24 protein-coding genes are annotated in these 26,810 nt (G+C 66.2%); 18 read left to right on the top strand and 6 right to left on the bottom strand.

Annotation, left to right across the window (positions count from 1 at the left end):
• The first annotated feature begins 155 nt into the window (after positions 1–155).
• From IB255_RS00820 to IB255_RS00810, 3 genes are all read left to right on the top strand, one after another.
• The gene (locus IB255_RS00820) at positions 156–806 is read left to right on the top strand and encodes a bifunctional 4-hydroxy-2-oxoglutarate aldolase/2-dehydro-3-deoxy-phosphogluconate aldolase (protein ID WP_081519351.1); all 651 of its coding nucleotides are present in this window, start codon (positions 156–158) and stop codon (positions 804–806) included.
• Positions 803–1,258, top strand: coding sequence for an acyl-CoA thioesterase (locus IB255_RS00815; protein WP_192209708.1), 456 nt, complete (start codon positions 803–805; stop codon positions 1,256–1,258). Before IB255_RS00820 ends, IB255_RS00815 begins: the two co-directional genes overlap by 4 nt.
• Before the next feature lie 76 nt (positions 1,259–1,334).
• On the top strand, positions 1,335–2,294 hold the full coding sequence (locus tag IB255_RS00810) for a tRNA dihydrouridine synthase (protein ID WP_192209707.1): 960 nt from the start codon (positions 1,335–1,337) through the stop codon (positions 2,292–2,294).
• Positions 2,295–2,360: 66 nt separating this feature from the next.
• Here the strand turns inward: IB255_RS00810 and IB255_RS00805 are convergent, their stop codons facing one another.
• Positions 2,361–3,107 carry an SDR family oxidoreductase gene (locus IB255_RS00805; RefSeq protein ID WP_192209706.1) on the bottom strand — a complete coding sequence of 249 codons (747 nt, stop codon included), beginning with the start codon at positions 3,105–3,107 and terminating at the stop codon, positions 2,361–2,363.
• A gap of 146 nt (positions 3,108–3,253) precedes the next feature.
• Here IB255_RS00805 and IB255_RS00800 point away from each other — a divergent pair, with 146 nt between their 5' ends.
• On the top strand, positions 3,254–3,700 hold the full coding sequence (locus IB255_RS00800; protein WP_081519355.1) for an Hsp20 family protein: 447 nt from the start codon (positions 3,254–3,256) through the stop codon (positions 3,698–3,700).
• Between the two features lie 95 nt (positions 3,701–3,795).
• Here IB255_RS00800 and IB255_RS00795 read toward each other — a convergent pair whose 3' ends face one another.
• The 3 genes from IB255_RS00795 to IB255_RS00785 are packed head-to-tail and all read right to left on the bottom strand — an operon-like array spanning position 3,796 to position 6,429.
• Positions 3,796–4,863, bottom strand: a complete 1,068-nt coding sequence (locus IB255_RS00795; protein ID WP_081519356.1) for a hypothetical protein — start codon at positions 4,861–4,863, stop codon at positions 3,796–3,798.
• 58 nt (positions 4,864–4,921) lie between these two features.
• Entirely contained in the window at positions 4,922–5,296 is a 375-nt protein-coding gene (locus IB255_RS00790; RefSeq protein ID WP_081519357.1) for a RidA family protein, read from the bottom strand.
• Between the two features lie 20 nt (positions 5,297–5,316).
• Positions 5,317–6,429: an NAD(P)/FAD-dependent oxidoreductase gene (locus IB255_RS00785; protein WP_151187802.1), complete on the bottom strand. Its 1,113-nt coding sequence runs from the start codon at positions 6,427–6,429 to the stop codon at positions 5,317–5,319.
• A 111-nt stretch (positions 6,430–6,540) separates the two neighbouring features.
• On the opposite strand from IB255_RS00785, the gene IB255_RS00780 reads away from it, so the two are divergent.
• The gene (locus IB255_RS00780; protein ID WP_151187801.1) at positions 6,541–7,164 is read left to right on the top strand and encodes a helix-turn-helix domain-containing protein; all 624 of its coding nucleotides are present in this window, start codon (positions 6,541–6,543) and stop codon (positions 7,162–7,164) included.
• 6 nt (positions 7,165–7,170) lie between these two features.
• Here IB255_RS00780 and IB255_RS00775 read toward each other — a convergent pair whose 3' ends face one another.
• The gene (locus IB255_RS00775) at positions 7,171–10,047 is read right to left on the bottom strand and encodes a GGDEF domain-containing phosphodiesterase (protein WP_192209705.1); all 2,877 of its coding nucleotides are present in this window, start codon (positions 10,045–10,047) and stop codon (positions 7,171–7,173) included.
• Positions 10,048–10,159: 112 nt separating this feature from the next.
• Positions 10,160–11,053 carry a LysR family transcriptional regulator gene (locus tag IB255_RS00770; RefSeq protein ID WP_017520368.1) on the bottom strand — a complete coding sequence of 298 codons (894 nt, stop codon included), beginning with the start codon at positions 11,051–11,053 and terminating at the stop codon, positions 10,160–10,162.
• 166 nt (positions 11,054–11,219) lie between these two features.
• Between IB255_RS00770 and leuC the strand changes: the two genes are divergently transcribed.
• The 13 genes from leuC to IB255_RS00705 all read left to right on the top strand — a co-directional run bounded on the left by leuC (position 11,220) and on the right by IB255_RS00705 (position 26,721).
• Complete coding sequence (gene leuC / locus IB255_RS00765) at positions 11,220–12,647, top strand: 3-isopropylmalate dehydratase large subunit (protein WP_081519361.1); 1,428 nt, start codon at positions 11,220–11,222, stop codon at positions 12,645–12,647.
• 11 nt (positions 12,648–12,658) lie between these two features.
• The gene (gene leuD / locus IB255_RS00760) at positions 12,659–13,303 is read left to right on the top strand and encodes a 3-isopropylmalate dehydratase small subunit (protein WP_081519362.1); all 645 of its coding nucleotides are present in this window, start codon (positions 12,659–12,661) and stop codon (positions 13,301–13,303) included.
• A gap of 32 nt (positions 13,304–13,335) precedes the next feature.
• Positions 13,336–14,100, top strand: a complete 765-nt coding sequence (locus IB255_RS00755) for a class I SAM-dependent methyltransferase (protein ID WP_081519363.1) — start codon at positions 13,336–13,338, stop codon at positions 14,098–14,100.
• A gap of 104 nt (positions 14,101–14,204) precedes the next feature.
• Positions 14,205–15,287 carry a 3-isopropylmalate dehydrogenase gene (leuB, locus tag IB255_RS00750; RefSeq protein ID WP_192209704.1) on the top strand — a complete coding sequence of 361 codons (1,083 nt, stop codon included), beginning with the start codon at positions 14,205–14,207 and terminating at the stop codon, positions 15,285–15,287.
• Positions 15,288–15,367: 80 nt separating this feature from the next.
• On the top strand, positions 15,368–16,480 hold the full coding sequence (asd, locus tag IB255_RS00745) for an aspartate-semialdehyde dehydrogenase (protein ID WP_045211887.1): 1,113 nt from the start codon (positions 15,368–15,370) through the stop codon (positions 16,478–16,480).
• A 282-nt stretch (positions 16,481–16,762) separates the two neighbouring features.
• The gene (locus IB255_RS00740; protein ID WP_177429493.1) at positions 16,763–17,926 is read left to right on the top strand and encodes a FimV family protein; all 1,164 of its coding nucleotides are present in this window, start codon (positions 16,763–16,765) and stop codon (positions 17,924–17,926) included.
• Positions 17,927–18,021: 95 nt separating this feature from the next.
• Positions 18,022–19,032, top strand: coding sequence for an aspartate-semialdehyde dehydrogenase (locus tag IB255_RS00735; RefSeq protein ID WP_081519366.1), 1,011 nt, complete (start codon positions 18,022–18,024; stop codon positions 19,030–19,032).
• A gap of 168 nt (positions 19,033–19,200) precedes the next feature.
• Positions 19,201–22,074: a FimV family protein gene (locus IB255_RS00730; protein ID WP_192209703.1), complete on the top strand. Its 2,874-nt coding sequence runs from the start codon at positions 19,201–19,203 to the stop codon at positions 22,072–22,074.
• Positions 22,075–22,093: 19 nt separating this feature from the next.
• A complete protein-coding gene (truA, locus tag IB255_RS00725; RefSeq protein ID WP_081519368.1) occupies positions 22,094–22,951 on the top strand; it encodes a tRNA pseudouridine(38-40) synthase TruA in 858 nt (285 codons plus the stop codon).
• A gap of 57 nt (positions 22,952–23,008) precedes the next feature.
• Positions 23,009–23,632 carry a phosphoribosylanthranilate isomerase gene (locus tag IB255_RS00720; RefSeq protein ID WP_081519369.1) on the top strand — a complete coding sequence of 208 codons (624 nt, stop codon included), beginning with the start codon at positions 23,009–23,011 and terminating at the stop codon, positions 23,630–23,632.
• Between the two features lie 257 nt (positions 23,633–23,889).
• Positions 23,890–24,765, top strand: a complete 876-nt coding sequence (gene accD / locus IB255_RS00715; protein WP_081519370.1) for an acetyl-CoA carboxylase, carboxyltransferase subunit beta — start codon at positions 23,890–23,892, stop codon at positions 24,763–24,765.
• A complete protein-coding gene (gene folC / locus IB255_RS00710; protein ID WP_081519371.1) occupies positions 24,762–26,042 on the top strand; it encodes a bifunctional tetrahydrofolate synthase/dihydrofolate synthase in 1,281 nt (426 codons plus the stop codon). Before accD ends, folC begins: the two co-directional genes overlap by 4 nt.
• Before the next feature lie 22 nt (positions 26,043–26,064).
• On the top strand, positions 26,065–26,721 hold the full coding sequence (locus IB255_RS00705; RefSeq protein WP_081519372.1) for an SPOR domain-containing protein: 657 nt from the start codon (positions 26,065–26,067) through the stop codon (positions 26,719–26,721).
• Positions 26,722–26,810 lie beyond the last annotated feature (89 nt).

Raw genomic sequence — 26,810 nt, 5'->3', positions numbered from 1 at the left:
CCTGATAACGGCGGCTAAAGGCCGTCGTTATCGTTGCATGATGGCCCGGTGCGGGTCGTCAGGCCCGGCGCGCTGGCGTAGACTTTCGGGCATTTCCGGCCGCCCCGGCCTGGGCGCGAGGTCTTGCGCACGCGGGTGGTCGATTGGGGGAATGCATGAATCTGTCGCTGGACTGGGTGCTGCAGAAGGCGCGCCCGGTCATGCCGGTATTGGTGATCGATGATGTGGCGCTGGCTGGTGACCTGGCCCGCGCCCTGTACGACGGTGGTGTGCGCGTGCTGGAAGTGACCCTGCGCACACCGCAGGCGCTCGATGCGGTGGCCGAAATCCGCCGTGAGCTGCCGGACATGATCGTCGGCGCCGGTACGCTGATCCACACCGAGCAGTTCCAGGAAGCCCGCGATGCCGGCGCGCAGTTTGCCGTCAGCCCCGGCTGCACGCCGCGCCTGGTGGCCGCCGCCGACGACGCGAAACTGCCGTTCCTGCCCGGAGTGATGACGCCTTCCGAGGTGCTGGTGGCGTTGGAGTACGGTTACCGCTCGCTGAAACTCTTCCCGGCCGACGGCAACGCGGCGATCAAGATGCTCAAGAGCCTGAAGGCGCCTTTCTCCGGCATCCGCTTCTGCCCGACCGGCGGCATCACCCAGGAAAACCTGCTCAACGTGCTGCGCCTGCCCAACGTCGCCTGCGTCGGCGGAACCTGGATCGCGCCGCCCAGCCTGGTCCGCGCCCGCGCCTGGGACCAGATCACCCAACTGGCCGCCGAAGCGATCGCGCTGGCCGCAAGCCTGGAGCACGCTTCATGAGTTGGCAGTTGCCCGACCCGTTCGTCATCGACATCGAGGTCAAGTCCGAGGACATCGACGGCCTCGGCCATGCCAACAACGCCGTCTACGTCAGTTGGCTGGAGCGTTGCGCCTGGCGCCACTCCCAGAGCCTGGGGCTGGACCTGGCCGAGTACCGCCGGCTGGATCGCGCCATGGCCGTAGTGCGCCATGAAGTGGATTACCTGGCGGCCGCCTATGAAGGCGAGCAGCTGCAACTGGCGACCTGGATCGTCCAGTCCGACCAGCGCCTGAAAATGACCCGCCACTTCCAGCTGGTGCGCCCGGCGGACGCCTTGACCCTGCTGCGCGCACAGACCACCTTCGTCTGCATCGAGCTGTCCAGCGGCAAGCCCAAGCGCATGCCGGTGGAGTTCATCGAAGGCTATGGCCGCGCGCTGCTCGCCCCGGAGACCGTGGCCGCCGGCGCGTGATCCGTCGTGCCGCGCTTTTCCCGGCGCGGCGCATTCCCTACAATCCGCGGCCTTCGCCATAGCCCGAGATTCCCCCGTGCAGATCGCCCTGGCCCCGATGGAGGGGCTGGTAGATGACATCCTCCGCGATGTGCTGACCCGCGTCGGCGGCATCGACTGGTGCGTCACCGAATTCATCCGCATCAATGACCGGCTGTTGCCGCCGTCGTCGTTCCTGGCGCTCGCTCCGGAGCTGGAGCATGGCAGTCGTACCCGCGCCGGCGTGCCGATGCGCGTGCAATTGCTCGGCTCCGACCCGCAACTGCTGGCGGAAAACGCCGTGCAGGCCTGCGAGCTGGGTGCTCCGGTCATCGACCTGAACTTCGGCTGCCCGGCCAAGACGGTGAACCGGTCCCGTGGCGGAGCGGTTTTGCTCAAGGAACCCGAGCTGATGTTCAGCATCATCGAGGCGGTGCGCCGCGCGGTGCCGGCTCACATTCCGGTGACCTCGAAGATGCGCCTGGGTTACGACAGCCCGGACGGCGCCATCGACTGCGCACGCGCCTTGGCCGACGCCGGCTCCGCCCATGTGGTGGTGCACGCGCGGACCAAGGCCGACGGCTACAAGCCGCCGGCGCATTGGGAGTGGGTGGCGAAAGTGGCCGATGCGGTGAAAGTGCCGGTGTTCGCCAACGGCGAAGTCTGGACGCTGGAGGATTACCACCGCTGCCGCTCCATCAGCGGCGTGGCGGACATCATGCTCGGCCGCGGACTGGTTTCCCGCCCGGACCTCGCCCGGCAGATCGCCGCGTGGCGCGATGGCCGCGAAGTGGTGCCGATGCCCTGGTCGGAAGTGCGCGTGCTGCTCGACGACTTCTGGCGCCAGGCCCGGCGCAAGCTGGCGCCGCGGTATGCGCCGGGGCGTCTGAAGCAGTGGCTGGGGATGCTTACCCGCAGTTATCCCGAAGCTGTGGAGCTGTTCGCCCAGGTGCGCCGCGAGCACGACTGCGAAGCGCTCGACCGGATGCTGCAGGTCGAGATCGAAGCCGCCGCCTGACGCAACGGCAGACACCTGTAGGAGCGGGCCATGCCCGCGATCGCGCGCATGGCGCGCTCTTACAGGTTATCGCCCGCCGCTGACGTCGATGAAACCTCCGGTGCTGTAGCTGGACTCGTCCGAGGCGAGGAACAGGATCGCCCGCGCCACTTCTTCCGCCTCGCCGCCACGCCCCAGGGGGATCGCCGATTGCAGGCGCTCCACGCGCCCCGGTTCTCCGCCGCTGGCGTGGATATCCGTCCGGATCAGCCCCGGCCGCACGGCGTTCACGCGGATGCCGTCCGCCGCCACTTCCTTGGCCAGGCCGATGGTCAGGCTGTCCACCGCGCCCTTGGCGGCGGCGTAGTCGATGTACTCGTTGGGCGAACCCAGGCGTGAAGCCATGGACGACACGTTGACGATGCTTCCGCCCTTGCCGCCGTGCTGGCGCGCCATGCGCTTCACTGCCTCGCGGCAGCAGAGGAAGGTCCCGGTAACGTTCACTGCAAACACCCGCTGCAGGCGCGCCACGTCCATGTCTTCCAGGCGCATCTGGCGCTCCAGGATGCCGGCGTTGTTTACCAGCGCGTCGAGGCGGCCGAAGGCTTCGTCCACTTCGCGGAACAGGCGCAGCACGTCTTCCTCGTTTGCCACGTCGGCGGCGAAGGCGCGTGCCTTGCCGCCGGCTGCGGTGATCTGCGCGACCAGCGCCTGCGCCGCTTCACGCTCACGGCGGTAGTTGATCGCCACGGCGAAGCCGCGCTCGGCGGCGAGCAGGGCGGTGGCGGCGCCGATGCCGCGACTGGCGCCGGTGATCAGCATGACCTTGTCCATGGAAACTCTTCCTGTTGTGAAGGGGGCTTGAAATGGATTCGCGCAGCCCAATCTATGTTCCTGCGGGAGGCCGAAGACGGGTCCCGCACCGGAGTTCTGACCTCAGGCTCCAGATCATACCTTGCTGAAAATTTCAGGAGATTCGCATGAGCAACGTCCTTTCCCTCGCCCCGCTGTTCCGCCAGTCCGTCGGCTTCGATCGTTTCAACGATCTGTTCGAGTCCGCCCTGCGCAGTGAAGGCGGCAGTTCCTACCCGCCCTATAACGTCGAGAAGCATGGTGACGACCAGTACCGCATCGTCATCGCTGCCGCCGGCCTGCAGGAGGAAGACCTGGAGCTGCAAGTGGAGCGCGGTGTGCTGACCGTCAACGGCGGCAAGCGCGAAAAGGCTTCCGAGAGCGTCACCTACCTGCACCAGGGCATCGCCCAGCGCGCCTTCAAGCTGTCGTTCCGCCTCGCCGACCACATCGAGGTCCAGGGCGCATCGCTGAAGAACGGCCTGCTCAGCGTCGAACTGGTGCGCATCGTTCCGGAAGAAGCCAAGCCCAAGCGGATCGCCATCAACGGCCAGAACCCGGCCATCGAAGGCTAAGCAGCGGCCCGGCATCAGTCGGGCCGTAGCTGCCAGGCAAAACGCCCGTCTCGCAGGAGACGGGCGTTTTCGTTGGTGCCTCGATCAGCTGCCGATCAGACCTTCTGCTGATCCGGCAGCGGCGCCGAGCGGTTGCGCCACCAGGCGAAGACGATGGCTGCCATCAGCACGAAGCCCAGGTAACCCATGGCCGGATAGACCAGGCCCACCAGCTTGACGAAGCCGACCTGGCTGGCGATGAATGCCAGCACCACGGCGACCACGGTCGCCACGCGGAACGGCACGCCGTAGGCGGCGCAGCGCGCGGCCAGGGTGTAGGCAAATCCGCTGGTGGTGCAGTACAGCTTCACCAGCAGCAGGGCCAGCATCACATCGCCGAACCAGGGCGCGATGTTGTTGCTCAGGAGCAGGGTGGGAATGGCGCTGCCGCCGATCACGTCGATCTGCACCAGCATCACCAGGGCCATGGCGAGGATCAGCACGCCCACGCCGATGCCGCCGAACACGCCGCCCATTGCCGCGGTGCGCAGGTTCGCCACGCTGCCGCCCATCACCACCACGGCCGCTGCGGTGGCGGCGACGTTGTAGGAGACGTAGAGCAGCGCGCCGAGCAGCCAGTTGGGCGCCGGGTGCGGCACCGCCAGGGCGATCTGCTCCAGCTCCGCCAGCGGCTTCTGGATATGCGTCAACGCGTAGACGGCAATGATGGCCACGATGACCATCAGCACCGGTGTGATCAGGCTCATCAGGGTGATCACCCGCTTCAGGCCCAGGCACACGGTGATGATGGTCAGCACGCCGAGGACCATGCCGCCGATGGAGTGGCCGATGCCCAGTTGCTGCTCGAAGGAGGAGTTGGCGCCGGCGAACATCACCACCATGGTGCCGAACAGGAAGAAGGTCAGCATCAGGTCGACGACGCGGCCCAGCGGTTTGCCACAGATGTACTCCATGGCTTCCTTGTGCGACTGGGTCTGCAGACGGCTGCCGATCTGGTAGAGGTTCATCAGCAGGAAGGCGAACAGCGCCAGCGCCACCAGCGCGCCGGCCAGGCCCATGATGCCGAAGCCGCCGAAGAACTGGAGGATCTCCTGGCCCGAGGCGAAGCCGACGCCCACCACCAGGCCGATGTAGGCCCCGCCGAGCTTGAGACTGGTTTTCATGATCGAGACTCTGTTGTTGTTATGAGAGCGGCCCCGCTCGCGGCGGGGCCGGAAAGGGTCACGCCTGGCCGACGTAGGCCTGGACTTCCACCTCGACGTCCACGCCCAGCGCCAGTGCCGAAGCCACGCAGGAGCGCACTGGCAGGCCCTGTTCGAAGTAGCGCTTGTACACCTCGTTGAAGCCGGCGAAGTGCGCCATGTCGGACAGCCATACGGTGGCCTTCACCACCTGCGAGTAGTTGGCGCCGCAGGCTTCCAGGCTTTCGGCGATGCGGGTCATCACCGCTTCGGTCTGGGTCTGGATGTCGCCTTTCACCACCTGGCCGTCCGCGGTCATCGGGATCTGCCCGGACAGGAACAGGAAGCCGCCGGCCTTGACGGCGCGGGAGAAGGGGAAGGGCAGGCTGCTGGGGTAACGCTGGATATCGCTCATTCTAAGGTCTCCGGGGGAATTCAACGCAGGCGCGCCGGGCTCAGGCGCTGGGGGTCGACGCCTTCCTGGCGCAGGGATTCGGGCAGCGGCTGGCCGAGCAGCAGCGATTGGGCCAGGCGCGACACACCATCGGCGGACTGGATGCCGTAGCCGCCCTGGGCGGCCAGCCAGAAGAACGCCGGGTTCTGCGCGTCCTGGCCGATCACCAGGTCGCCGTCGGCGACGAAGGAGCGCAGGCCGGCCCAGCTGTGGTTCGGCCGACGGATCGCCAGGGTGGTGTGTTCCTCGATGTGGTAAACGCCCAGGGCGATGTCGAGTTCCTCGGGCTGCACGTCCTGCGCTTCCACTGGGTCGGCATTGGCGGGGGAACCGAGCAACTGGCCGGCGTCCGGCTTGAAGTAAAAGCTTTCGTCGATGCCGATCACCGTCGGCCAGCGGCTGATGTCCAAGCCGTCGGGCACCGGGAAGGTGAAGGCGGTGCGGCGGCAGGGTTGCAGGCCCACCGGACGGATGCCGCAGCGCTCGGCCACGTGGTCGGCCCAGGCGCCGGCGGCGTTGACCAGCTGCGCGGCCTGGACGGTTTCGCCCTGGCTGAGTTCGAGCGTCCACGCGCCATCGGCATAGTCAGCCGACAGCAGCTCGCGGTCGCAGCGCAGTTCGCCGCCGCGCTGGCGCAGCGCGCGCAGGTAGCCCTGGTGCAGCGCATGCACGTCGAGGTCGCGGGCGTCCGGCTCGTAGAGTGCGCCGATGATGGCGTCGGCGCGCAGGACGGGGAGGAATTCCAGCGCCTGTTCGGTGCTGATGCGCTTGACGCCGGGCGTGGCTTCGGCCTGCTTGAGCAGCTCGAGGTGTTCCGGGCCGCCGACGTACAGGCAGCCGCGCGGAGTGAGGATCGGGTGCTCGCTGAAGCCGGCTGGCGGGTTCTCGTAGAAGGCTCGGCTGGCGCGGGTCAGCGCCTGGATCTGCGGCGTACCGTAGGCCTCCATGAACATGGCGGCGGAGCGCCCGGTGGAGTGGTAGCCGGGCTGCTCTTCGCGCTCCAGCACCAGCACCTTGTGCGTCTCGCTCAAGCGGTAGGCGAGGGAGGCGCCAGCAATGCCGGCACCGATGATGACGAAATCGAAATGGCTCACTGCAAGGGCCTTCTGCAGATTTTCTCGTATGTGAGAAATCTAAGATATGAGAATTTTTGCGCGAAAGGCAAGGCCCGGTAAACTTTCGTCGGCCCCCTCACGAGATGTCCCATGAGCGAAACCGCCCAGGCACTACCCAAGCCCCAGCAACTGGATCGAGACGAAGTCGGTGCGCGTCTGCGGGCGGTTCGCAAGCAGCAGAAACTGACCCTGAAACAGCTCTCCGACCTGTCTGGCGTGGCGGTTTCCACCCTGTCGAAGATGGAGCTGGCACAGGTGGCGGTGAGCTACGACAAGCTGGCCGCCGCCGCCCGCGCCTTGCAGGTGGATATCGCTCAGTTGTTCCGCCCTTTGCCGTCCGTCGGCGGGCTGATGGGGCTGAAGACTTTCGTCAAGACTGGCATCGACAACGCTGCCGGTTACGACACCGGCGGCTACGAGTACTACCCCATCGCCGGCGATTTCCCGCAGCGCAGCATGACGCCGCTGTACGCGCGCATCTTTGCCCGCGAGGTGGGTGAGTTCGATGATTACGTCCGCCACCCCGGCCAGGAGTTCGCCATGGTGGTGGCCGGTCGTGTGCGCATCCAGTTCGAGACGGGCGAGTCGGTGTGCATCGGGACGCGCGAGACGGCCTATTTCGACAGCAGCATTGGCCACCTCTACCTCAACGACGGCGAGGCCGACGAAGCGCAGGTGATGGTGGTGATGTCGGAGTTGCGGCCCGCGCAATAGCGGGCCTCAGGTTGCCTGCTGGGTATCGTTGCGGGGCAGCAGGGCGATGAAGTCCTCCAGCGGTACCGGTCGGCCGAACAGGTAGCCCTGGTACAGATGGCAACCCTGTTCCGCCAGCAGCGCCAGCTGCTCCGGGGTTTCCACCCCTTCGGCCACCAGCTCCAGCCCGAGGCTGTGCCCCATGGCGATGATGGCGCGGACGATCTCTGCGTCGTTGCTGTCGTTGGGGGCGTCACGCACGAAGCTCTGGTCGATCTTCAGGCTGTCCACCGGCAGGCGCTTGAGGTAGGTCAGCGAGGAGTAGCCGGTGCCGAAGTCATCCATGGCGAACTGCACGCCGGCTTCGCGCAGGCGCTCCATGCGCGCGATGGTGTCGTCCAGTTGCTGGATCACGATGCCCTCGGTGATCTCCAGTTTCAGCAGGCTGGGCGGGAGCCGGGTCTTGTGCAGCAGGGCCAGCAGGCGCTCGACGAATTCGCTCTGGCGGAACTGCCGGGGGCTGATGTTCACGCTCAGGCTGAAACTCTCGACGTCGATGCGGCCCTCGGCGAGCAGCCGCGCGCCGGTGCGACAGGCTTCCTCGAGTACCCACTGGCCCACTTCGACGATCAGCCCGCTGTCCTCCAGCACGCGGATGAAGCTGGCCGGCGATTGCGGGCCGCGAGTCGGGTGGCGCCAGCGCAGCAGCGCCTCGGCGCCGACGATGCGTGAATCGCGGGCGTCCACCTGCGGCTGGTAGTGCAGGTTGAACTCGCGGCGGGCGAGGGCCATGCGCAGGCCGTTCTCCAGGCGCAGGCGCTCGCTGGCGGCCTGCTGCATGGATTCGTGGAACAGCTGCACGGTGTTCCGTCCGGCGTCCTTGGCGCGGTACATGGCGATGTCGGCGCGCTTGAGCAGGTCGTCCGGGGTCGCGCCGTCGTCGGGAATCAGCGCGATGCCGATGCTCGGGGTGATCTGCAGCCGATGGCCGTCCAGCAGCATGGGTTCGGCCAGCAGGTCGCGGAGTTTTTCCGCCAGCTGGCGTACCTGCTGGGCGGTTTCCAGGCGGCTGCCCTCGATGCCGGTGATCAGCACCACGAATTCGTCGCCGCCCAGGCGCGCCACGGTGTCTTCCTGGCGCACGCTGGCTTCCAGGCGCGCGGTGACCATCTGCAGGATGGAGTCCCCGACCGAGTGGCCGAGCGAGTCGTTGATGTGCTTGAAGTGGTCGAGGTCGAGGAACAGCAGAGCGCCGCGCAGGCTGTGGCGTTGCAGCAGGGCGATCTGCTGCTTGAGGCGGTCCATCAGCAGGGCGCGGTTGGGCAGGTCGGTCAGGGCGTCGTGGTAGGCCAGGTGCTGGATGCGCGCCTCGGCCTCGCGCAGCTCACTGGTATCGCGGGCGGTGAGCAGCAGGCAGTCCACCCCGCCCAGTTCGATCGGTTCTACCGACACGTCCACCGTCTTGATCGTGCCGTCACGGTGGCGGCCGCGCATTTCCAGGTGGTGGACGAAACCGTCGCGGTTCAGCGCGGCGATCATGTTCAGGCGCTCGTCGGGATCGGCCCAGATATTGATGCCCAGCGAGGTTTGGCCGATCACCTCGTCGGTGTGGTAGCCGGTCAGGCGGTGGAAACCTTCGTTGACCTCGATGTAGCGGCCGGTCGCGCGCTCGGTGATGGTGATGGCGTCGGGGCTGGAGTGGAATGCCTTGGCGAACTTCTCCTGGCTGGCCTTGAGTGCGGCCTCGGCCTGCAGCCGGCGGGTGACGTCGCGGAAGCTGGAGAGGATGCACAGCTGGCGGTCGACCCAGATCAGCCGGCTGGCGACCATGCAGGTGATGGTCTGGCCTTCGCGGGTGAGGAACTGCACTTCGACGTTCTGCAGCGAATGGTCGCGCATCAGTTGCTCGAACAGTCGCGAGCGCTGGTGGTGATCGGCCCAGAAGGTCACCTGGTGGGACGAGCGGCCGATGATGTCCTCGGCGAGCCAGCCGAAGGTGCGGCAGAAACTCGGGTTCACTTCGACGAACTCGCCGTCGCGCACTCTCGACACACAGATCGGGTCCGGGCTGCCCTGGAACAGGCTGGCGAATTTCTCCTCCGAGGCCTGCAGGCTGCGTTCGCGCAGCACGCGTTCGGTGATGTCGAGCAGGGTGCCGGCCATGCGCAGCGGTTTGTCGCGGGCGTCGCGGTAGAGCCGCGCGCGGCTTTCCAGGTAGCGCACTTCGCCGGAGTCGAGTTGCGCGCGGTAGGTGAACTGGTAGTCGCTCTCCGGGCCGCGGGCGAGCCGGGCGTAGGCCTGGCGCATGCGCTGGCGGTCGGACTTGTCGACACAGGCGAAGAACTCGCCGAAGGGGCCGTGGAAGTCCCGGTCAGGCAATTCGTGCAGCACGGCGGCGCGGGCCGAGCCGTAGAGCAGGCCGCTGGGGATGTGCCAGTCCCAGATGCCCAGTTGCGCGGAGTCCAGCGCCAGGTCCAGGCGCTCCTGGCTGTCACGCAGGGCGCGTTCCTGGGCGCGCATGCGGGTAATGTCGCGGACCGTCAGCACCAGGCAGGGGCGGCCGTCCTGTTCGATCTGGCAGCCGTAGACGCGGGCGCTGCGGACTTCGCCGGTACGGGTGATGAGGGTGACGTCGAAGCCGTCGATCTGCCGCTCGGCGGTGATCTTGTCGAGCATCCGCTGGCGTTCGTCGAGGCTGTGCCAGAGGCCGAGTTGAACCGAGGTGCGGCCGAGGGCTTCTTCGCGGCTCCAGCCGAAGTGGTCGACGAAACTGGCATTGAGCTCGAGGAATTTTCCGCTGTCCCGGTCGGTGATGACCATGGCGTCGGGCGCGGTATGAAAGGCTTTGGCGAACTTGTCCTGTCCGTCGGAGGCGTGCGGGGGCGTGTGCGGATCGCGGCTCATGCGGCGCTCCCCCTGAGTCTGGCGGCGCCGGCCAAGTGGGGCCGGCTAACGCGAACGGGTGTGCGGACGGGCATTCGGGCCCCTTCTTCTAGTTCTGTCAGAACAATAGAGGTTAGGCCGCGACAGGCGCAAGCCCGGCCGCCTGGGCGTCGAGCAGGCGCATGAAGGCCCGCGCGGCGTTGGACAGCGTGCGTTCGGTATGCAGGATGTAGCCCAGCTGGCGGCTGAGCTGGATGTCCTGCAGTGGCAGGCGCACGACGCTGTCATCGAGCATGGTGCGCGGCAGGACGCTCCAGGCCAGGCCGATGGAAACCATCATCTTGATGGTCTCCATGTAGTTGGTGCTCATGCCGATGTTCGGCGTCAGGCCCTCGGCCTCGAACATGCGCCGCACGATGTGGTGGGTGAAGGTGTTTCCGCCGGGGAACACCGCCGGGTGCCGCGCCACGTCGGCAAGGAATACCGGGCCCTGCACCGACAGCGGGTGCTCGGGGGCGGCGACGAAGTCCAGCGGGTCATCCCACACCGGCACGGCGCGCACCGGTTCGGCGGTTTCCGGGGCGAGGGTGATCACGGCCAGTTCGGCGCGGCCATGGAGAATTTCTTCGTAGGCCACTTCCGAGTCGCAGAACTGGATATCCAGCGCCACCTGCGGGTGGGCCTTGGTGAAGGCGCGCAGCAGCGGCGGCAGTCGGTGCAGGCCGATGTGGTGACTGGTGGCCAGGACCAGCCGGCCGCTCACCTCGCCGTTCAGGTTGGTCAGCGCGCGACGGGTGTCGTCCAGCACGCTGAGGATCTGGTAGGCGCGCGGCAGCAGGGCGCGGCCGGACTCGGTGAGGGTCACTTCGCGGCCGACGCGGTCGAACAGCCTTACTCCCAGCTGGTTCTCCAGCGCGGCGATGCGCTTGCTGACCGCCGGTTGGGTCAGGTGCAGGCGCTCGCCGGCTTCGGAGAAGCTGCCGGATTCGGCGATGGCGAGGAAGGTGTTGAGGCTGGTCAGGTCCATGTCGACTCCCTGCGCTCTGGAAGCGGCGCCCGACTTTTATAACGCACCGTATTCCTCGTGGGAATCCTTTGGATAAAAAATATGAATTTGAGTTATTCGGTGCCTTTCCATAGGATCATCCCCACAAGCCCAAGGGGCATAGAAAGACGCTGATGAGGACTCTCTGATGGCCGGCAAGACGCTCTACGACAAACTCTGGGAAATGCACGAGGTGAAGCGCCGTGACGATGGTTCGTCGCTCATCTACATCGACCGCCACATCCTCCATGAAGTGACCTCGCCGCAGGCCTTCGAAGGTCTGCGCCTGGCCGGCCGCAAGCCGTGGCGCATCGACGCGAACATCGCGACCCCGGACCACAACGTGCCGACCACCCAGGTCGAGCGCAAGGGTGGCCTCGCGGCCATCGCCGATGAAGTGTCGCGCATCCAGGTCCAGACCCTGGACGAGAACTGCGATGACTTCGGCATCCTCGAATTCAAGATGAACGACGTCCGCCAGGGCATCGTCCACGTCGTCGGCCCGGAGCAGGGCGCGACCCTGCCGGGCATGACCGTGGTCTGCGGCGACTCGCACACCTCGACCCACGGCGCCTTCGGTGCGCTGGCCCATGGCATCGGCACCTCCGAAGTGGAGCACGTGCTCGCCACCCAGTGCCTGGTCGCCAAGAAGATGAAGAACATGCAGGTCCGCGTGGAAGGCAAATTGCCCTTCGGCGTGACTGCCAAGGACATCGTCCTCGCGGTGATCGGCAAGATCGGCACCGCGGGCGGCAACGGCCATGCCCTGGAGTTCGCCGGCAGCGCCATTCGCGACCTGTCCATGGAAGGCCGCATGACCATCTGCAACATGTCCATCGAGGCGGGCGCTCGCGTCGGCATGGTGGCGTGCGACGAGAAGACCGTCGAATACGTGAAGGGCCGTCCGTTCTCGCCGCAAGGCAGCGACTGGGCCAAGGCTGTTGAAGCCTGGAGCGACCTGGTTTCCGACGCCGACGCGCACTTCGACACCATCGTCGAGCTGCGTGCCGAGGACATCAAGCCGCAGGTCAGCTGGGGGACTTCCCCGGAGATGGTCCTCGCGGTCGACCAGAACGTGCCGGACCCGGCGGCCGAAGCCGATGCGGTCAAGCGCGATTCCATCGTCCGTGCCCTCAAGTACATGGGCCTGAACGCCAACCAGGCGATCACCGACATCCAGCTGGACCGCGTCTTCATCGGCTCCTGCACCAACTCACGCATCGAAGACCTGCGTGCCGCCGCCGCCGTGGCCAAGGGCCGCAAGGTCGCTGCCACCGTCAAGCAGGCGCTGGTCGTACCGGGCTCGGGCCTGGTGAAGGCCCAGGCGGAACAGGAAGGCCTGGACAAGATCTTCATCGAAGCCGGCTTCGAGTGGCGCGAACCGGGCTGCTCCATGTGCCTGGCGATGAACCCGGACCGCCTGGAGAGCGGCGAGCATTGCGCTTCCACCTCCAACCGCAACTTCGAAGGCCGCCAGGGCGCCGGTGGTCGTACCCACCTGGTGAGTCCGGCGATGGCCGCCGCGGCTGCCGTGACCGGTCGTTTCATCGACGTACGTGAATTGATGCAGGCCTGAGGAGACCGAACATGAAAGCCTTTACCCAGCACACCGGTCTCGTTGCGCCGCTCGACCGTGCCAACGTCGACACCGACCAGATCATCCCCAAGCAATTCCTCAAGTCGATCAAGCGCACCGGCTTCGGCCCGAACCTGTTCGACGAGTGGCGCTACCTCGACGTCGGCCAGCCGAACCAGGACAACTCCAAGCGTCCGGTGAACAAGGACTTCGTCCTCAACTTCCCGCGCTTCCAGGGTGCCAGCGTGCTGCTGGCCCGTGAGAACTTCGGTTGCGGTTCCTCCCGCGAGCACGCGCCGTGGGCGCTGGACGAGTACGGCTTCCGTACCGTGATCGCGCCGAGCTTCGCCGACATCTTCTTCAACAACAGCTTCAAGAACGGCCTGCTGCCGATCATCCTGAAGGACGAGGAAGTCGACGAGCTGTTCGCCCAGTGCGAAGCCACCGAGGGTTACCAACTGACCGTCGACCTCGCCGCGCAAACCGTGACCCGCCCGGACGGCAAGCAGTACAGCTTCGACGTGGACGCGTTCCGCAAGCACTGCCTGCTCAACGGCCTGGACGACATCGGCCTGACCCTGCAGGACGCCGATGCGATCCGCAGTTTCGAAGGCGGCTACAAGCAGCAGCAGCCCTGGTTGTTCCGCGACGCCTGAGCGGCGCCGCATCACTCTGTAAGGAGAGCAGCATGACCGAGAGTCGCCACGAGCAAGTGGTCCAGCGCCAGTTCGGCGCCCAGGCCAACGCTTACCTGACCAGTGCCGTACACGCCCAGGGCGAGGAATTCGCCCAGCTGCGCGAGCGACTGTCGGCGACTACCGGTGCGCGCGTGCTCGATCTGGGGTGCGGGGCAGGGCATGTGAGCTTCAACGTCGCGCCGCTGGCCGGCGAGGTGGTGGCCTACGACCTGTCCCAGCAGATGCTCGACGTGGTGGCCTCGGCCGCCGCCGAGCGCGGCCTGGGCAACATCGCCACGCGCTGTGGTGCCGCCGAGCAGCTGCCGTTCGAGGATGGTGAGTTCGACTTCGTCTTCAGCCGCTATTCCGCGCACCACTGGCGGGATGTCGGCCAGGCGCTGCGCGAAGTGCGCCGGGTGCTCAAGCCGGGCGGCGTGGTCTGCTTCATCGATGTCGCGGCGCCGGGCTTGCCTCTGCTGGACACCTATCTGCAGACTGTCGAGGTCTTGCGCGACACCAGCCATGTGCGTGACTACTCCCCGTCGGAGTGGGCGCGTTTAGTGGGTGAGGCGGGGCTTGCGGTGACTGCGCAGAAGCGCCAGCGCCTGCGCCTGGAGTTCACTTCCTGGGTCGAGCGCATGCGCACCCCCGAGGTGATGCGCCAGGCCATTCGTGCCCTGCAGCTTTCGATGGGTGACGAGGTGCGCGAGTATTTCGAGATCGACGCCGAGGGTTCCTTCAGCACCGACGTGCTGGTGCTCTGGGCGGAGCGCTGATCTCAAGGTTCTGACCGCCCCGGATGGCGCGAGCCATCCGGGGCGTTACGTTATTTGCCAAGCGGCTTTATTTGCCAAGCGACTTTCAAAAAGTGAGCAGAAAGATGAGCAAACAGATTCTGGTTCTCCCCGGCGACGGCATCGGCCCGGAAATCATGGCCGAAGCGGTCAAGGTGCTGGAGCTGGCCAACGACAAGTTCGCCCTGGGCTTCGAACTGACCGAAGACGTGATCGGCGGCGCCGCCATCGACAAGCACGGCGTACCGCTGGCCGACGAGACCCTGGAGCGCGCGCGCAACTCCGACGCGGTGCTGCTGGGCGCCGTGGGCGGCCCGAAATGGGACAAGATCGAGCGTGACATCCGCCCCGAGCGCGGCCTGTTGAAGATCCGCTCGCAACTGGGCCTGTTCGGCAACCTGCGTCCCGCCATCCTCTATCCGCAACTGGCCGATGCCTCCAGCCTGAAGCCCGAAGTGGTCGCCGGCCTGGACATCCTCATCGTGCGCGAGCTGACCGGCGGCATCTACTTCGGCCAACCGCGCGAGCAGCGCGTGCTGGAGAACGGCGAGCGCCAGGCGTACGACACCCTGCCGTACAGCGAAAGCGAAATCCGCCGCATCGCCCGTGTCGGCTTCGACATGGCCCGCGTGCGCAACAAGAAGCTGTGCTCGGTGGACAAGGCCAACGTCCTGGCTTCCAGCCAGCTGTGGCGCGAAGTGGTCGAGGAAGTCGCCAAGGACTACCCGGATATCGAGCTGTCGCACATGTACGTCGACAACGCCGCCATGCAGCTGGTCCGCGCACCCAAGCAGTTCGACGTGATGGTCACCGACAACATGTTCGGCGACATCCTGTCGGATGAGGCTTCCATGCTCACCGGCTCCATCGGCATGCTGCCTTCTGCCTCGCTGGATTCGAACAACAAGGGCATGTACGAGCCTTGCCACGGTTCCGCGCCGGACATCGCCGGCAAGGGCATCGCCAACCCGCTGGCGACCATCCTCTCGGTCTCGATGATGCTGCGTTACACCTTCAACGAAGGCGCCGCCGCCGACGCCATCGAGAAGGCCGTGAGCCTGGTGCTCGACCAGGGCCTGCGTACCGGTGACATCTGGTCCGAAGGCTGCACCAGGGTCGGTACCCGCGAAATGGGCGACGCGGTAGTCGCAGCACTGCGGAATCTGTAATCTGTCCGGCTCGCTCGTTCCCGCGCTCTTGTACGAAGGCGGGAACGACGGCCCTCTAAATATTTGAAGGTGTAGTAGCGATGAAGCGTGTAGGTCTGATCGGTTGGCGTGGCATGGTGGGTTCGGTGCTCATGCAGCGGATGCTGGAAGAGCGGGACTTCGACCTGATCGAGCCGGTGTTCTTCACCACCTCCAACGTGGGTGGCGAAGGCCCGTCCATTGGCAAGGACATTGCCCCCCTGAAGGACGCCTACAGCATCGAGGAACTGAAAACCCTCGACGTCATCCTGACCTGCCAGGGCGGCGACTACACCAGCGAAGTCTTCCCCAAGCTGCGCGAAGCCGGCTGGCAGGGCTACTGGATCGACGCCGCTTCCAGCCTGCGCATGCAGGATGACGCGGTCATCGTCCTCGACCCGGTGAACCGCAAGGTCATCGACAACTCGCTGGATGCCGGCACCAAGAACTACATCGGCGGCAACTGCACCGTCAGCCTGATGCTGATGGCCCTGGGCGGCCTGTTCGAAGCCGGCCTGGTCGAGTGGATGAGCGCCATGACCTACCAGGCGGCCTCGGGTGCCGGCGCGCAGAACATGCGCGAGCTGATCAAGCAGATGGGCGCCATCAACGCTTCCGTCGCCGATGACCTGGCCAACCCGTCCAGCGCCATCCTCGACATCGACCGCAAGGTCGCCGAAGCCATCCGCAGCGACGCCATGCCCACCGAGAACTTCGGCGCGCCGCTGGCCGGCAGCCTGATCCCGTGGATCGACAAGGAACTGCCCAACGGCCAGAGCCGCGAAGAGTGGAAAGGCCAGGCCGAGACCAACAAGATCCTCGGCCGCTTCAAGAACCCGATCCCGGTGGACGGCATCTGCGTGCGCATCGGCGCCATGCGCTGCCACAGCCAGGCGCTGACCATCAAGCTGAACAAGGATGTGCCCATCGCGGACATCGAAGGCCTGATCAGCCAGCACAACCCCTGGGTCAAGCTGATCCCGAACCAGCGCGAGATCAGCATGCGCGAACTGACTCCTGCGGCCGTCACCGGCACCCTGAGCGTTCCGGTTGGCCGTCTGCGCAAGCTCAACATGGGCACTCAGTACCTGGGCGCCTTCACCGTGGGCGACCAGCTGCTGTGGGGCGCCGCCGAGCCGCTGCGCCGCATGCTGCGCATCCTGCTCGAGCGTTGATTCGCCTCTGAGTGACCCCCACGACGCCGGCCCTGAGCCGGCGTCGTGCTTTGAGGAGCACGAGAAGTTCCCTGTGTGTAGGTGAACCGCCGCACAAAAACGCCAGTCCGTCTGACTGTCGGCTCTTTGGCGCCGGTTTCTGTGACGCACCCGGAAAAGCCACCGGGAACCAGTCGTTATCCTCGCAGCCCGTCCATGGGGACAGGTTTCGGCGCGCCTTTCGCGCCGGCCGACGGCAAGCAAGCAGCGGGGGAGAAAATGGCTCGGTTACACAGATTGTGGTTGGCGACGGCAGTCGCCGCGGCGTTCATGCCGGGCATGGCAGGCGCCCTGGAGCTGGGTGACATCTCCTCGCGGGCAGCGCTGGGGCAGACCCTCTCGGCCAATATCGACCTGCGCGGCGTGGCTGACCTGAGCTCCGAGGAGGTGGTGGTGAGTCTTGCCTCGGCAGATGACTTCGAGCGCCTGGGTGTGGACCGCAACGTGGTCACCAGCGGGCTGAAGTTCACGCCCGACGTCGGCAAGAACGGCCGTGGCGTCATTCACGTCAGCTCGTCCAAGCCGATTCGCGAGCCCTACGTGAACTTCGTCCTGCAGGTGGTCTGGCCGCAGGGTCGCCTGGTGCGCGAATTCACCTTGCTGCTGGACCCGCCGACCTATGTGGCCAGTCCCGTGACGCCGCCGGCCATCGCGCCGGTGGCGGCAGTTCGCGCGCCGCAGGCGCAACCGATGGTGCCGGCGGTCGCCAATGCGCCGGCTGACAGCTATCGCATCCAGCGCAACGACGCGCTGTGGGACATCGCTTCGCGCAACCGTCCGTCCAGCAGTGTTTCGGTCATGCAGACCATGGCCGCGATCCAGCGCATGAACCCGGATGCCTTCGTCGACGGCAACGTCAATCGCATCAAGGTCGGCCAGGTGCTGCGCCTGCCCAGCGAGCAGCAGGTTCGCGAGCAGAGCCACGCCCAGGCAGTGGCCCATGTCGAAACCCAGAATTCCGAGTGGAAAGCCAGGCGCAATCCGCAACTGGCCCAGCAGGGGCGCCAGCTGGACGCCACCCACAAGGCGGAGGCGGGCAGCGCGCCGGCAAAGGCCGAAGAGCGCGACAACCTGCGCCTGATCTCCGGCCAGCCGGGCAAGGACAAGGGCAAGGTCGAGGCCGAGCAACTGGCCGTGGCCCAGGAAGGTCTGGACAGCGCCCGTCGCGAGGGCGATGAACTGCGCAGCCGGATTTCCGACCTGGAGAGCCAGACCCAGAAGCTGAACAAGCTGATCGAGCTGAAGGACTCGCAGATCGCCGGCCTGATTGCGCGTCTGGCCGAGCAGGATCGCGCCAAGACCCAGGCCGCTCCGCAGGCAGGCAATCCGCAGGCTGCAGCCGGGGGCGTCGCCCAGGTGACGGCGCCGCTGACCGCCCAGGCTACGGACGGTGCGCCGCGCCCCTGATCTGCGGCGATAGGCGGCGGAGCCCTCAATTGCTTCGCCGCCGGTGGGGGCAGTAAAGTGCTGCGCTACTTTACCCACCGATTGTGAGACACCGGATGCCTGAAACACTCGACATCGCCGTAGTAGGCGCCACAGGACTCGTTGGCGAGGCTTTGGTCGAACTGCTGGAAGAGCGCGACTTCCCCGTCGCCAACCTGTATCTGCTGGCCAGCGGCGAATCCGCCGGCAAGTCGGTTGCCTTCCGCGGGCGCAACATCCGGGTCGGCAAGCTTGATGATTTCGACTTCGCCAAGGTGCGCGTGGCCTTCCTTTCCGTAGGCGCCGAGGCCGCTGCCGATTGCGCCGCCCGTGCCAGCGCCGCCGGTTGCAGCGTGATCGATCTCAGTGGTGCATCGCTGAGCAATGCCGCCGCGCTGCTGGCCCAGGCCTGCGTGAATGCTGAGGCTGTCGAAACCCTGCAGCTGCCCGCTGTGATTGCCGCCCCGGCAGCGCCGGCCGCCGAGGTTGCCGAAGTGCTTGCCGCGCTGCGTGGCGTGCTGGAGCTTCGCCAGGTCACTGTGAGCGCCTGCCTGTCCGCTTCCGCACTGGGGCGCGAGGGTGTGCAGGAGCTGGCGCGGCAGACCGCGGAGCTGCTCAATGCTCGTCCGCTGGAGCCGCGACTGGTGGATCGCCAGTTCGCCTTCAACATGCTGGCGCAAGTGGGCGACGTCGATGCGCAGGGTTATTCCGTGGTCGAGCGCCGCATCGCGGCAGAGCTTGCCGTGCTGTTCCCTGAGCTGAAGGATGGCCTGAGCGTTACCTGCAGTCTGGCGCCGGTATTCTTCGGCGATACCCTGATGCTTTCCATCAGGACGGCAGAGCCGGTTTCCCTGGCGGCAGTCAGCGTTGCCCTGGATGCGGCCGACGGCATCGAGCTGGTGGAAGACGATTACCCGACTGTCATCGGTGATGCACAGGGGCAGGATAGTGTTTACGTCGGTCGCCTACGGACCGGTCTGACAGATTCGTGCGAACTGAATTTGTGGATTGCGTCAGATAATGTGAGAAAAGGCGCAGCCCTAAATGCTGTGAACTTGGGCGAATTGTTGATAAAACACTATCTGTAAAAGATACTTACCGAATATTTGAAGAAGTATTCTAGCTTGGCAATACTGGCCGGGAACGTCGCTGACAGGGGAGAGCACCGCCGTGAAAACGGAAGGTGTAGTGGGCAGCGGCGCCCGTTAGACGTTGTTCTAATCCAGAAAAAAGCTATTAAAACAAGGGATTAATATATGGTCCGGCTTCGCAAACTGGTGCAGGCAATCGCAGCTGCTTCGGCACTGACCTCGGGCATGGCGCATGCGTTGGGGTTGGGGGATATCCACCTGCGTTCGGCGCTGAACCAGCCGCTGGATGCCGAAATCGAGCTGGTCGAAGTTCGAGACCTGTCCGCGGCCGAGGTAATCCCGAAGCTGGCTTCGCCGGAGGATTTCAACAAGGCCGGCGTCGACCGTCAGTACTTCCTGACCGGGCTGAAATTCACGCCCATCGTCAAGCCGAATGGCAAGAGCGTCATCCGCGTGACCTCCGACCGGCCGGTGCAGGAACCCTACCTGAACTTCCTCGTGGAAGTGCTCTGGCCCAATGGCCGTCTGCTGCGCGAGTACACCGTGCTGCTGGACCCGCCGCTGTATTCGCCGCAGACCGCCGCCGCCGTGCCGCGCGCGCCGATGGCCGTACCCGCTCCGGTAGTGCGCCCGTCCGCCACAGCCGCGCCGCGTGCGACTCCCGCGCCCAGCGCTACTCCGCCCGCGCCGGCTCGTCGCCTGGAAGGCAACGAGTACCGCACCGGCAAGAATGACACCCTCTGGGAAATCGCCGCTCGTGCGCGCCCGGATGGCAGCGTTTCCGTCCAGCAGACCATGCTGGCGATCCAGGACCTCAATCCCGATGCCTTCCTCGGCGGCAACATCAACCGCCTGAAGAGCGGCCAGGTGCTGCGTCTGCCCGATGCCGAGCAGATCAAGGCGCGCACCCAGCCGGCTGCAGTGACCGAGGTCAACCAGCAGTACACCGCCTGGCGCGAAGGCCGCAGCCTGCCCACCGGCGGCGCCCGTCAGCTGGATGCCACGCCGCGCGCCAATGCCGGTAACGCTCCGGCCCAGGCCGAAACCAAGGACAGCCTGCGCCTGCTCTCTGGTGAGAATGGCAAGGCCAAGGGTGGCGACAAGGGCAGCAAGGACGGCCAGGCCGTCGCTGACAAGCTGGCCGTCACCAAGGAAAGCCTGGACAGCACCCGTCGCGAGAACGACGAGCTGAACAGCCGCATGACCGACCTGCAGAGCCAGATGGACAAGCTGCAGAAGCTCATCGCGCTCAAGGATGCCCAGCTGGCCAAGCTGCAGAACGAACTGGGCAACGACAAGGCTGCTGCCGCCAATGGCGCCGTTCCGGTTCCCGTGCCGGGCGCCGATTCGGCTGCCCAGCTCGCGACTCAGCCGGCTCCGGCCGTCGCAGAACAACCGGCTGCGCCGGCTCCGGGTGGCGACGCAGGCACCCCGCCGGCACCTGCCGCCGAGGCGCAACCGCAACCGGCTCCGGCGCCCGCACCGGCTCCTGCCGCAGCGACCCCCGCGCCGGAAGCGGAGAAGCCGAAACCGGCTCCCGCTCCTGTTGCCGCACCGGTCGAGCAGGCCGAGACCGGCATCGTGGACGAGATTCTCGCCAATCCGATCTGGCTGGGTGCCATCGCCGGCAGCGCGCTGCTGGCCCTGCTGGTCCTGCTGATGATCATTTCCCGCCGTCGCGCCGCCAAGGAGCAGGAAAGCCTCGCTGCCTACGCCGGTGATGACGAGCCGCATCTCGATGACGACCTGACCCTTGCCGGCAGCGAGCTGGATGCCCTGGTCGTGCCGCAGGCCGCCGAGGTTGCCGCCCCGGCTCAGGCTGCGCCAGAGCGTGTGGCTGCGCAGACCAGCGATGCACTGGGCGAGGCAGACATCTACATCGCCTACGGCCGCTTCAACCAGGCTGCCGAACTGCTGCAGGGTGCCATCTACGACGAGCCGCAGCGCACCGACCTGCGCCTGAAGCTGATGGAGGTCTATGCCGAGATCGGTGATCGCGAAGGTTTCGCCCGTCAGGAAAACGAACTGCGCGAGATCGGCGGTGCCGAGCCGCAGGTGGAGCAACTGAAATCCCGTTACCCGGGCATGGTCACCCTCGCTGCCGTGGGTGGTGGTCTGGCTGCTGCCGCAGCGACTGCTGACGACGACCTCGATGGGTTCAGCCTGGACGACTTCGAAGTGGAGCCGACTCCGCCGGCCGCCGAGCCTGCCACTCAGTCGCACAGTGATCTGGATGACGCCTTCGACCTGGCGCTGGACGACCTCGAGCTGGGTGACGACAAGCCCGCCGCTCCGGTCGCGCAGCAGGGCGACGAACTGTCCTTCGGCAGCTTCGACCTGGACGACGACCTGAGCCTGGGCGGTTCGCCGGCCGCGGCGCCAAGCGCGAAGGCCGAGGACGACTTCGCCTTCGATCTGGATCTGCCGGAAGAGCCGGTTGCCAAGGTCGAGGCTCCGTCGCTGGTCGATGACCTGAGCGACTTCTCCCTGGACCTGGACAAGGATCTGGAGAAAGATACCCAATCCACCTTGGCTTCGGCGGAAGATGACTTCCTGCTGGGCCTGGACGACGACACCGCATCGCTGTCCGGCGTGAGCCCCGAGGAGTTCACCCTGGATATCGAGAGCAAGGCGCCGCAAGCCGACGACCTGCCGGACGATTTCGACCTGTCCCTGGCGGATGACGAGCCGGCGCCGGCCAAGGCCGACGACAGCTTTGCCGCCCAACTGGACGAGGTCAGCGCCGAGCTGGACCGTCTCTCCGGGCAGAACGAAGAGCCGCAGGCTCCGGTCGAGCCGCTGGCAGACGAAGGCTTCGCCGCCAGCGATCTGGACCTGCCGGGCGAAGGTGCTGACGACGAAGACGATTTCGACTTCCTCTCCGGCGCCGACGAAGCGGCCACCAAGCTCGACCTGGCGCGTGCCTACATCGACATGGGCGACACTGAAGGCGCCCGCGACATCCTCGATGAAGTCATCACCGAGGGTAACGACAACCAGCAGCAGGAAGCTCGCGAACTGCTCGGGCGTATCGCCTGAGCCGGAAGGCTCCAGATAGATGATTGAAGCAGTACCCTCAGCGGCGGCCGAATCGGCCGCCGTTGGCGTTTCCAGGATTGCCCTGGGCGTCGAATTCAAAGGCTCGCGCTATCGCGGCTGGCAGCGCCAGGAAAATGGTGTGCCGACCGTGCAGGGCGCGCTGGAAAAAGCGCTGTCCCGGGTGGCTGACCATCCGGTATCCCTGATGTGCGCGGGTCGTACCGATGCGCTGGTGCACGCGAGCGGGCAGGTGGTGCATTTCGACACCACCGCCGAGCGCTCGCTCATCGCCTGGGTCATGGGCACCAATGCCAACCTGCCCAACGACATCAGCGTGACCTGGGCCAAGGTGATGCCGGCGCATTTCCATGCGCGCTTCACTGCCATGGCGCGGCGCTATCGCTACGTGATCTACAACGACCAGATCCGCCCGGCGCACATGGCCGAAGAGGTCACCTGGAACCACCGCCCGCTGGATGTCTCGCGCATGCGCGAGGCGGCCCGCGCGCTGGTCGGCACCCATGACTTCACCTCGTTCCGCGCGGTGCAGTGCCAGGCCAAGTCGGCCATCAAGACGGTGCACCACCTCGAGGTGATCGAGCACGGGCGCTTCATCGTGCTGGATGTCCGCGCCAATGCCTTCCTGCATCACATGGTGCGCAACTTTGCCGGGATGCTGATGACCATCGGTGCCGGCGAGCGCCCGGTGGAATGGGCGGCCGAAGCGCTGGCCGCGCGCGATCGGCGCGCCAGCGGCATCACCGCGCACCCTTACGGGCTGTACCTGGTGGGCGTGGAATATCCGGAGGAGTTCGTGCTGCCCGAGCGGTATGTGGGGCCACATTTCCTTTCAAGTTTGCCGGATATCGTCGGCTGACGATGCCGGGGTCATTTGCTACCATCGATCGATCACTTGCCTGAAGGTTGCTGCATCTTGTCCGCCGTTCGCATCAAAATCTGCGGTATTACCCGAGTCGAGGATGCCCTGGCCGCCGCCGAGGCGGGGGCCGACGCCATCGGCCTGGTGTTCTATGCCAAGAGCCCGCGCGCGGTGAGCATCCAGCAGGCGCGGGCGATAGTCGCTGCGCTGCCGCCCTTCGTCAGTACCGTCGGCCTGTTCGTCGATGCCAGTCGCTGCGAGCTGGGGGAAATCCTCGATGCGGTGCCGCTGGACGTGCTGCAGTTCCATGGTGACGAGACGCCCGAAGCCTGCTCCGGCTGGCACAAGCGCTACCTCAAGGCCCTGCGCGTGAAGCCGGGCGACGACGTGGCGGCGCAGATCGCGAAGTATCCGCAGGCCAGTGGCTTCCTCCTCGATACCTACGTGGAGGGCATTCCTGGTGGAACCGGGCTGGCTTTCGACTGGTCGCTGGTGCCGAAGGATGTGCAGCGTCCTTTGATCCTGGCCGGCGGCCTGACGGTCGCCAACGTGGCAGATGCCATTGCCCAGGTGCGCCCTTACGCCGTGGATGTGAGCGGCGGGGTGGAGGCGAGCAAGGGCATAAAGGATGCGCAGAAGATCCGCGATTTCATCGCGCAGTGTCGTTCGGTGGCGTGACGCGGAATCTTCATGTGACGACGAGCGGCCTGCCGCCGTCCACTACCCAATCGCTGCCCGTGGGTGGCGCTGGGAGTTGTCGGTGTTGGCAGTCTTGTCCATCGGCGACCCGCATCGAGTGCTGTATCCGTGGCGACGCCCCAGGCGGCGCCTTTGTTTGCGAGGGGTTCCGGCCTTGAGGTCGGAACCGCGACGATGAATTTGCTCAGGGGCACGCGCAACCCATCGCGCCGTGCCGCTGCACTGGAGACGAGAGCATGAGCAACTGGCTGGTAGACAAGCTGATCCCTTCCATCATGCGTTCCGAGGCGAAGAAGAGCTCGGTACCGGAAGGCCTGTGGCACAAGTGCCCGTCCTGCGAGGCGGTGCTGTACCGTCCGGAGCTGGAAAAGACCCTCGACGTCTGCCCCAAGTGCGATCACCACATGCGTATCGGCGCCCGCGCGCGCATCGATATCTTCCTCGATGAGGAAGGCCGCGAGGAGCTGGGCGCCGAGCTGGAGCCGGTGGATCGCCTGAAGTTCCGCGACAGCAAGAAGTACAAGGACCGCCTGACCGCCGCGCAGAAAGACACCGGCGAGAAGGACGCGCTGATCTCCATGAGCGGCAAGCTGATGGGCCTGCCGGTCGTGGTCAGCGCCTTCGAGTTCTCCTTCATGGGCGGCTCCATGGGCTCCATCGTCGGTGAGCGCTTCGTGCGTGCTGCCAACTACGCCCTGGAAAACCGTTGCCCGATGATCTGCTTCTCCGCCTCGGGTGGCGCGCGCATGCAGGAAGCGCTGATCTCCCTGATGCAGATGGCCAAGACCTCCGCCGCGCTGGCCCGCCTGCGCGAAGAGGGCATCCCGTTCATTTCCGTGCTGACCGACCCGGTGTACGGCGGCGTTTCCGCCAGCCTGGCGATGCTCGGCGACGTGATCGTCGGCGAGCCGCGCGCGCTGATCGGCTTCGCCGGCCCGCGGGTGATCGAGCAGACCGTGCGCGAGAAGCTGCCTGAGGGCTTCCAGCGCAGCGAGTTCCTGCTGGAGCACGGCGCCATCGACATGATCGTCCACCGTTCGGAAATGCGTCAGCGGCTCGCCAGCCTGCTGGCCAAATTCACCCACACTCCAAGTACCGCGCTCGCAGGATGACCCCACGTACCCTTGCCGACTGGCTCAGCTATCTCGAACAACTCCACCCCACGGCAATCGACATGGGGCTGGATCGCTCCCGTGAAGTAGCTGGCCGGCTTGGCCTGGGGCGCCTCGCGCCCCGCGTGGTGACCGTCACCGGCACCAACGGCAAGGGTTCCACCTGCGCCTTCCTCGCCGCCCTGCTCGGCGAGCAGGGCCAGCGCGTCGGCGTCTACAGCTCGCCGCACCTGCTGCGCTACAACGAGCGCGTGCTCATCGATGGCGTCGAAGCCAGCGATGAGGCGCTCTGCGAAGCCTTCGCCGCTGTCGAGTCGGCTCGCGGCGAAATCTCCCTGACCTACTTCGAAATGGGCACCCTCGCGGCCTTCTGGCTGTTCGAGCGCGCCAACCTGGATGCCGTGGTGCTGGAAGTCGGCCTGGGCGGTCGCCTGGATGCGGTCAACCTGATCGACTCCGACGTCGCGGCGGTCACCAGCATCGGCATCGATCACGCCGACTGGCTGGGCAACACCCGCGAAAGCGTGGCTTTCGAGAAAGCCGGTATCTTCCGCGCCGGCAAGCCTGCCGTCTGTGGTGATCTGGAGCCGCCGGCGCCGATCATGGAGCAGGCTCGCAAGCTCGGCTCGCCGCTGGTCCTGCGCGGGCGTGATTTCGACCTGGCGATGGGCGAGGGCGACTGGCACTGGCGCGGCCGTTCCGCCACCGGCGAGGCGCTGAGCCTGCACAACCTGCCGCTGCTCGACCTGCCGATGGAGAATGCGGCGCTGGCCTTGCAGGTGTATGCCTTGCTGGACCTGCCGTGGCAGTCCGAGCAACTGGTCGCCGCACTGCAGCGCACCCGCGTGACCGGGCGCCTGGATCGCCGAACCGTGCAATGGCATGGCGAAGAGCGCCACTTGCTGCTCGACGTCGGGCATAATCCGCACGCAGCGCAATACCTCGCCAGCCGCCTGCGTGCGGCGCCGCCCAAGGGTGTGCGCCACGCGGTGTTCGGCCTGCTGGCGGACAAGGACCTCGACGGCGTACTGGAACCCTTGCTCGGCTTGGTGCAGGATTGGGCCGTCGCGCCGCTGCCCACCGGGCGCAGCCGTCCGGCCGCAGAGCTGGAGGCCGCGCTGCAGGCACGCGGGGCGCAGGTCAGTGGCCATGGCGATATCGCCGCGGCGCTGGTGGCGCAGTGCGATGCGGCGGGCACCGATGACGAGATTCTGGTGTTCGGTTCGTTCTACAGCGTGGCGGATGCCCTGGAGTGGCTCGCCAAGGCTGCTCAATAAGTAGACCTAAGGGGAGTTGTGCATGGCGTTGCTCGATAAGGGGCTCAAGCAGCGGGTAGTCGGAGCGCTGGTGCTGCTGGCACTGGCTGTGATCTTCCTGCCGATGCTGTTCTCCCGCGAGGATGATGTACGCCAGGTGGTGGTCGAAGCGCCGGTGATGCCCAAGCCGCCGGCGATGCCTACCGTCGAAGTGCAACCCACCGAAGTTCCCGAGCCGCAGGCCGAAGACGCGGATAACGCCGTGCCGCCGGCCGAAGCGGCTCCGGCGCAGGCGCCTTCCGCGCCCATCGCCAGTCTGCCGACCCAGCAGGCCCAGCCCAAGGCTCCGGCCCCGCAGCCGGCTGCTCCCAAACCGGCCGTGCCGGCGCAGCAGCCTGCCCAGGCCGCCGCTCCTGCCGCTCCGGCGCAACAGCCGGCCCAGCGTCTGGATAGCAACAACCTGCCAGTGAGCTGGTCCGTGCAACTGGCCAGCCTGTCCAACCGTGCTCGTGCCGATGAACTGCAGAAGTCGCTGCGCAGCCAGGGCTACAACGCCTACGTGCGCAGTTTCGACGGCATGAACCGCGTCTTTGTCGGCCCGGTGGTCGAGCGCGCCGAGGCGGATCGCCTGCGCGACCAGCTCGGCAAGCAGCAGAAACTCAATGGTTTCGTGGTGCGTTTCCAGCCTGAGCGTGGCTGAGCCCGTTCGTTAGCTTCTCTCAATCAGCCCCATGTCAAACTGGGGCTCTTCTAAATCGAAGGCCTCTGCTAAAATGCGGGGCCTTTCCG

The organism is Pseudomonas sp. PDM22, assembly GCF_014851965.1.
In the GTDB taxonomy this organism is placed as follows: domain Bacteria; phylum Pseudomonadota; class Gammaproteobacteria; order Pseudomonadales; family Pseudomonadaceae; genus Pseudomonas.
Note: the sequence above shows the minus strand (reverse complement) of the source record. Positions and strands in the feature narration are given on the sequence as shown.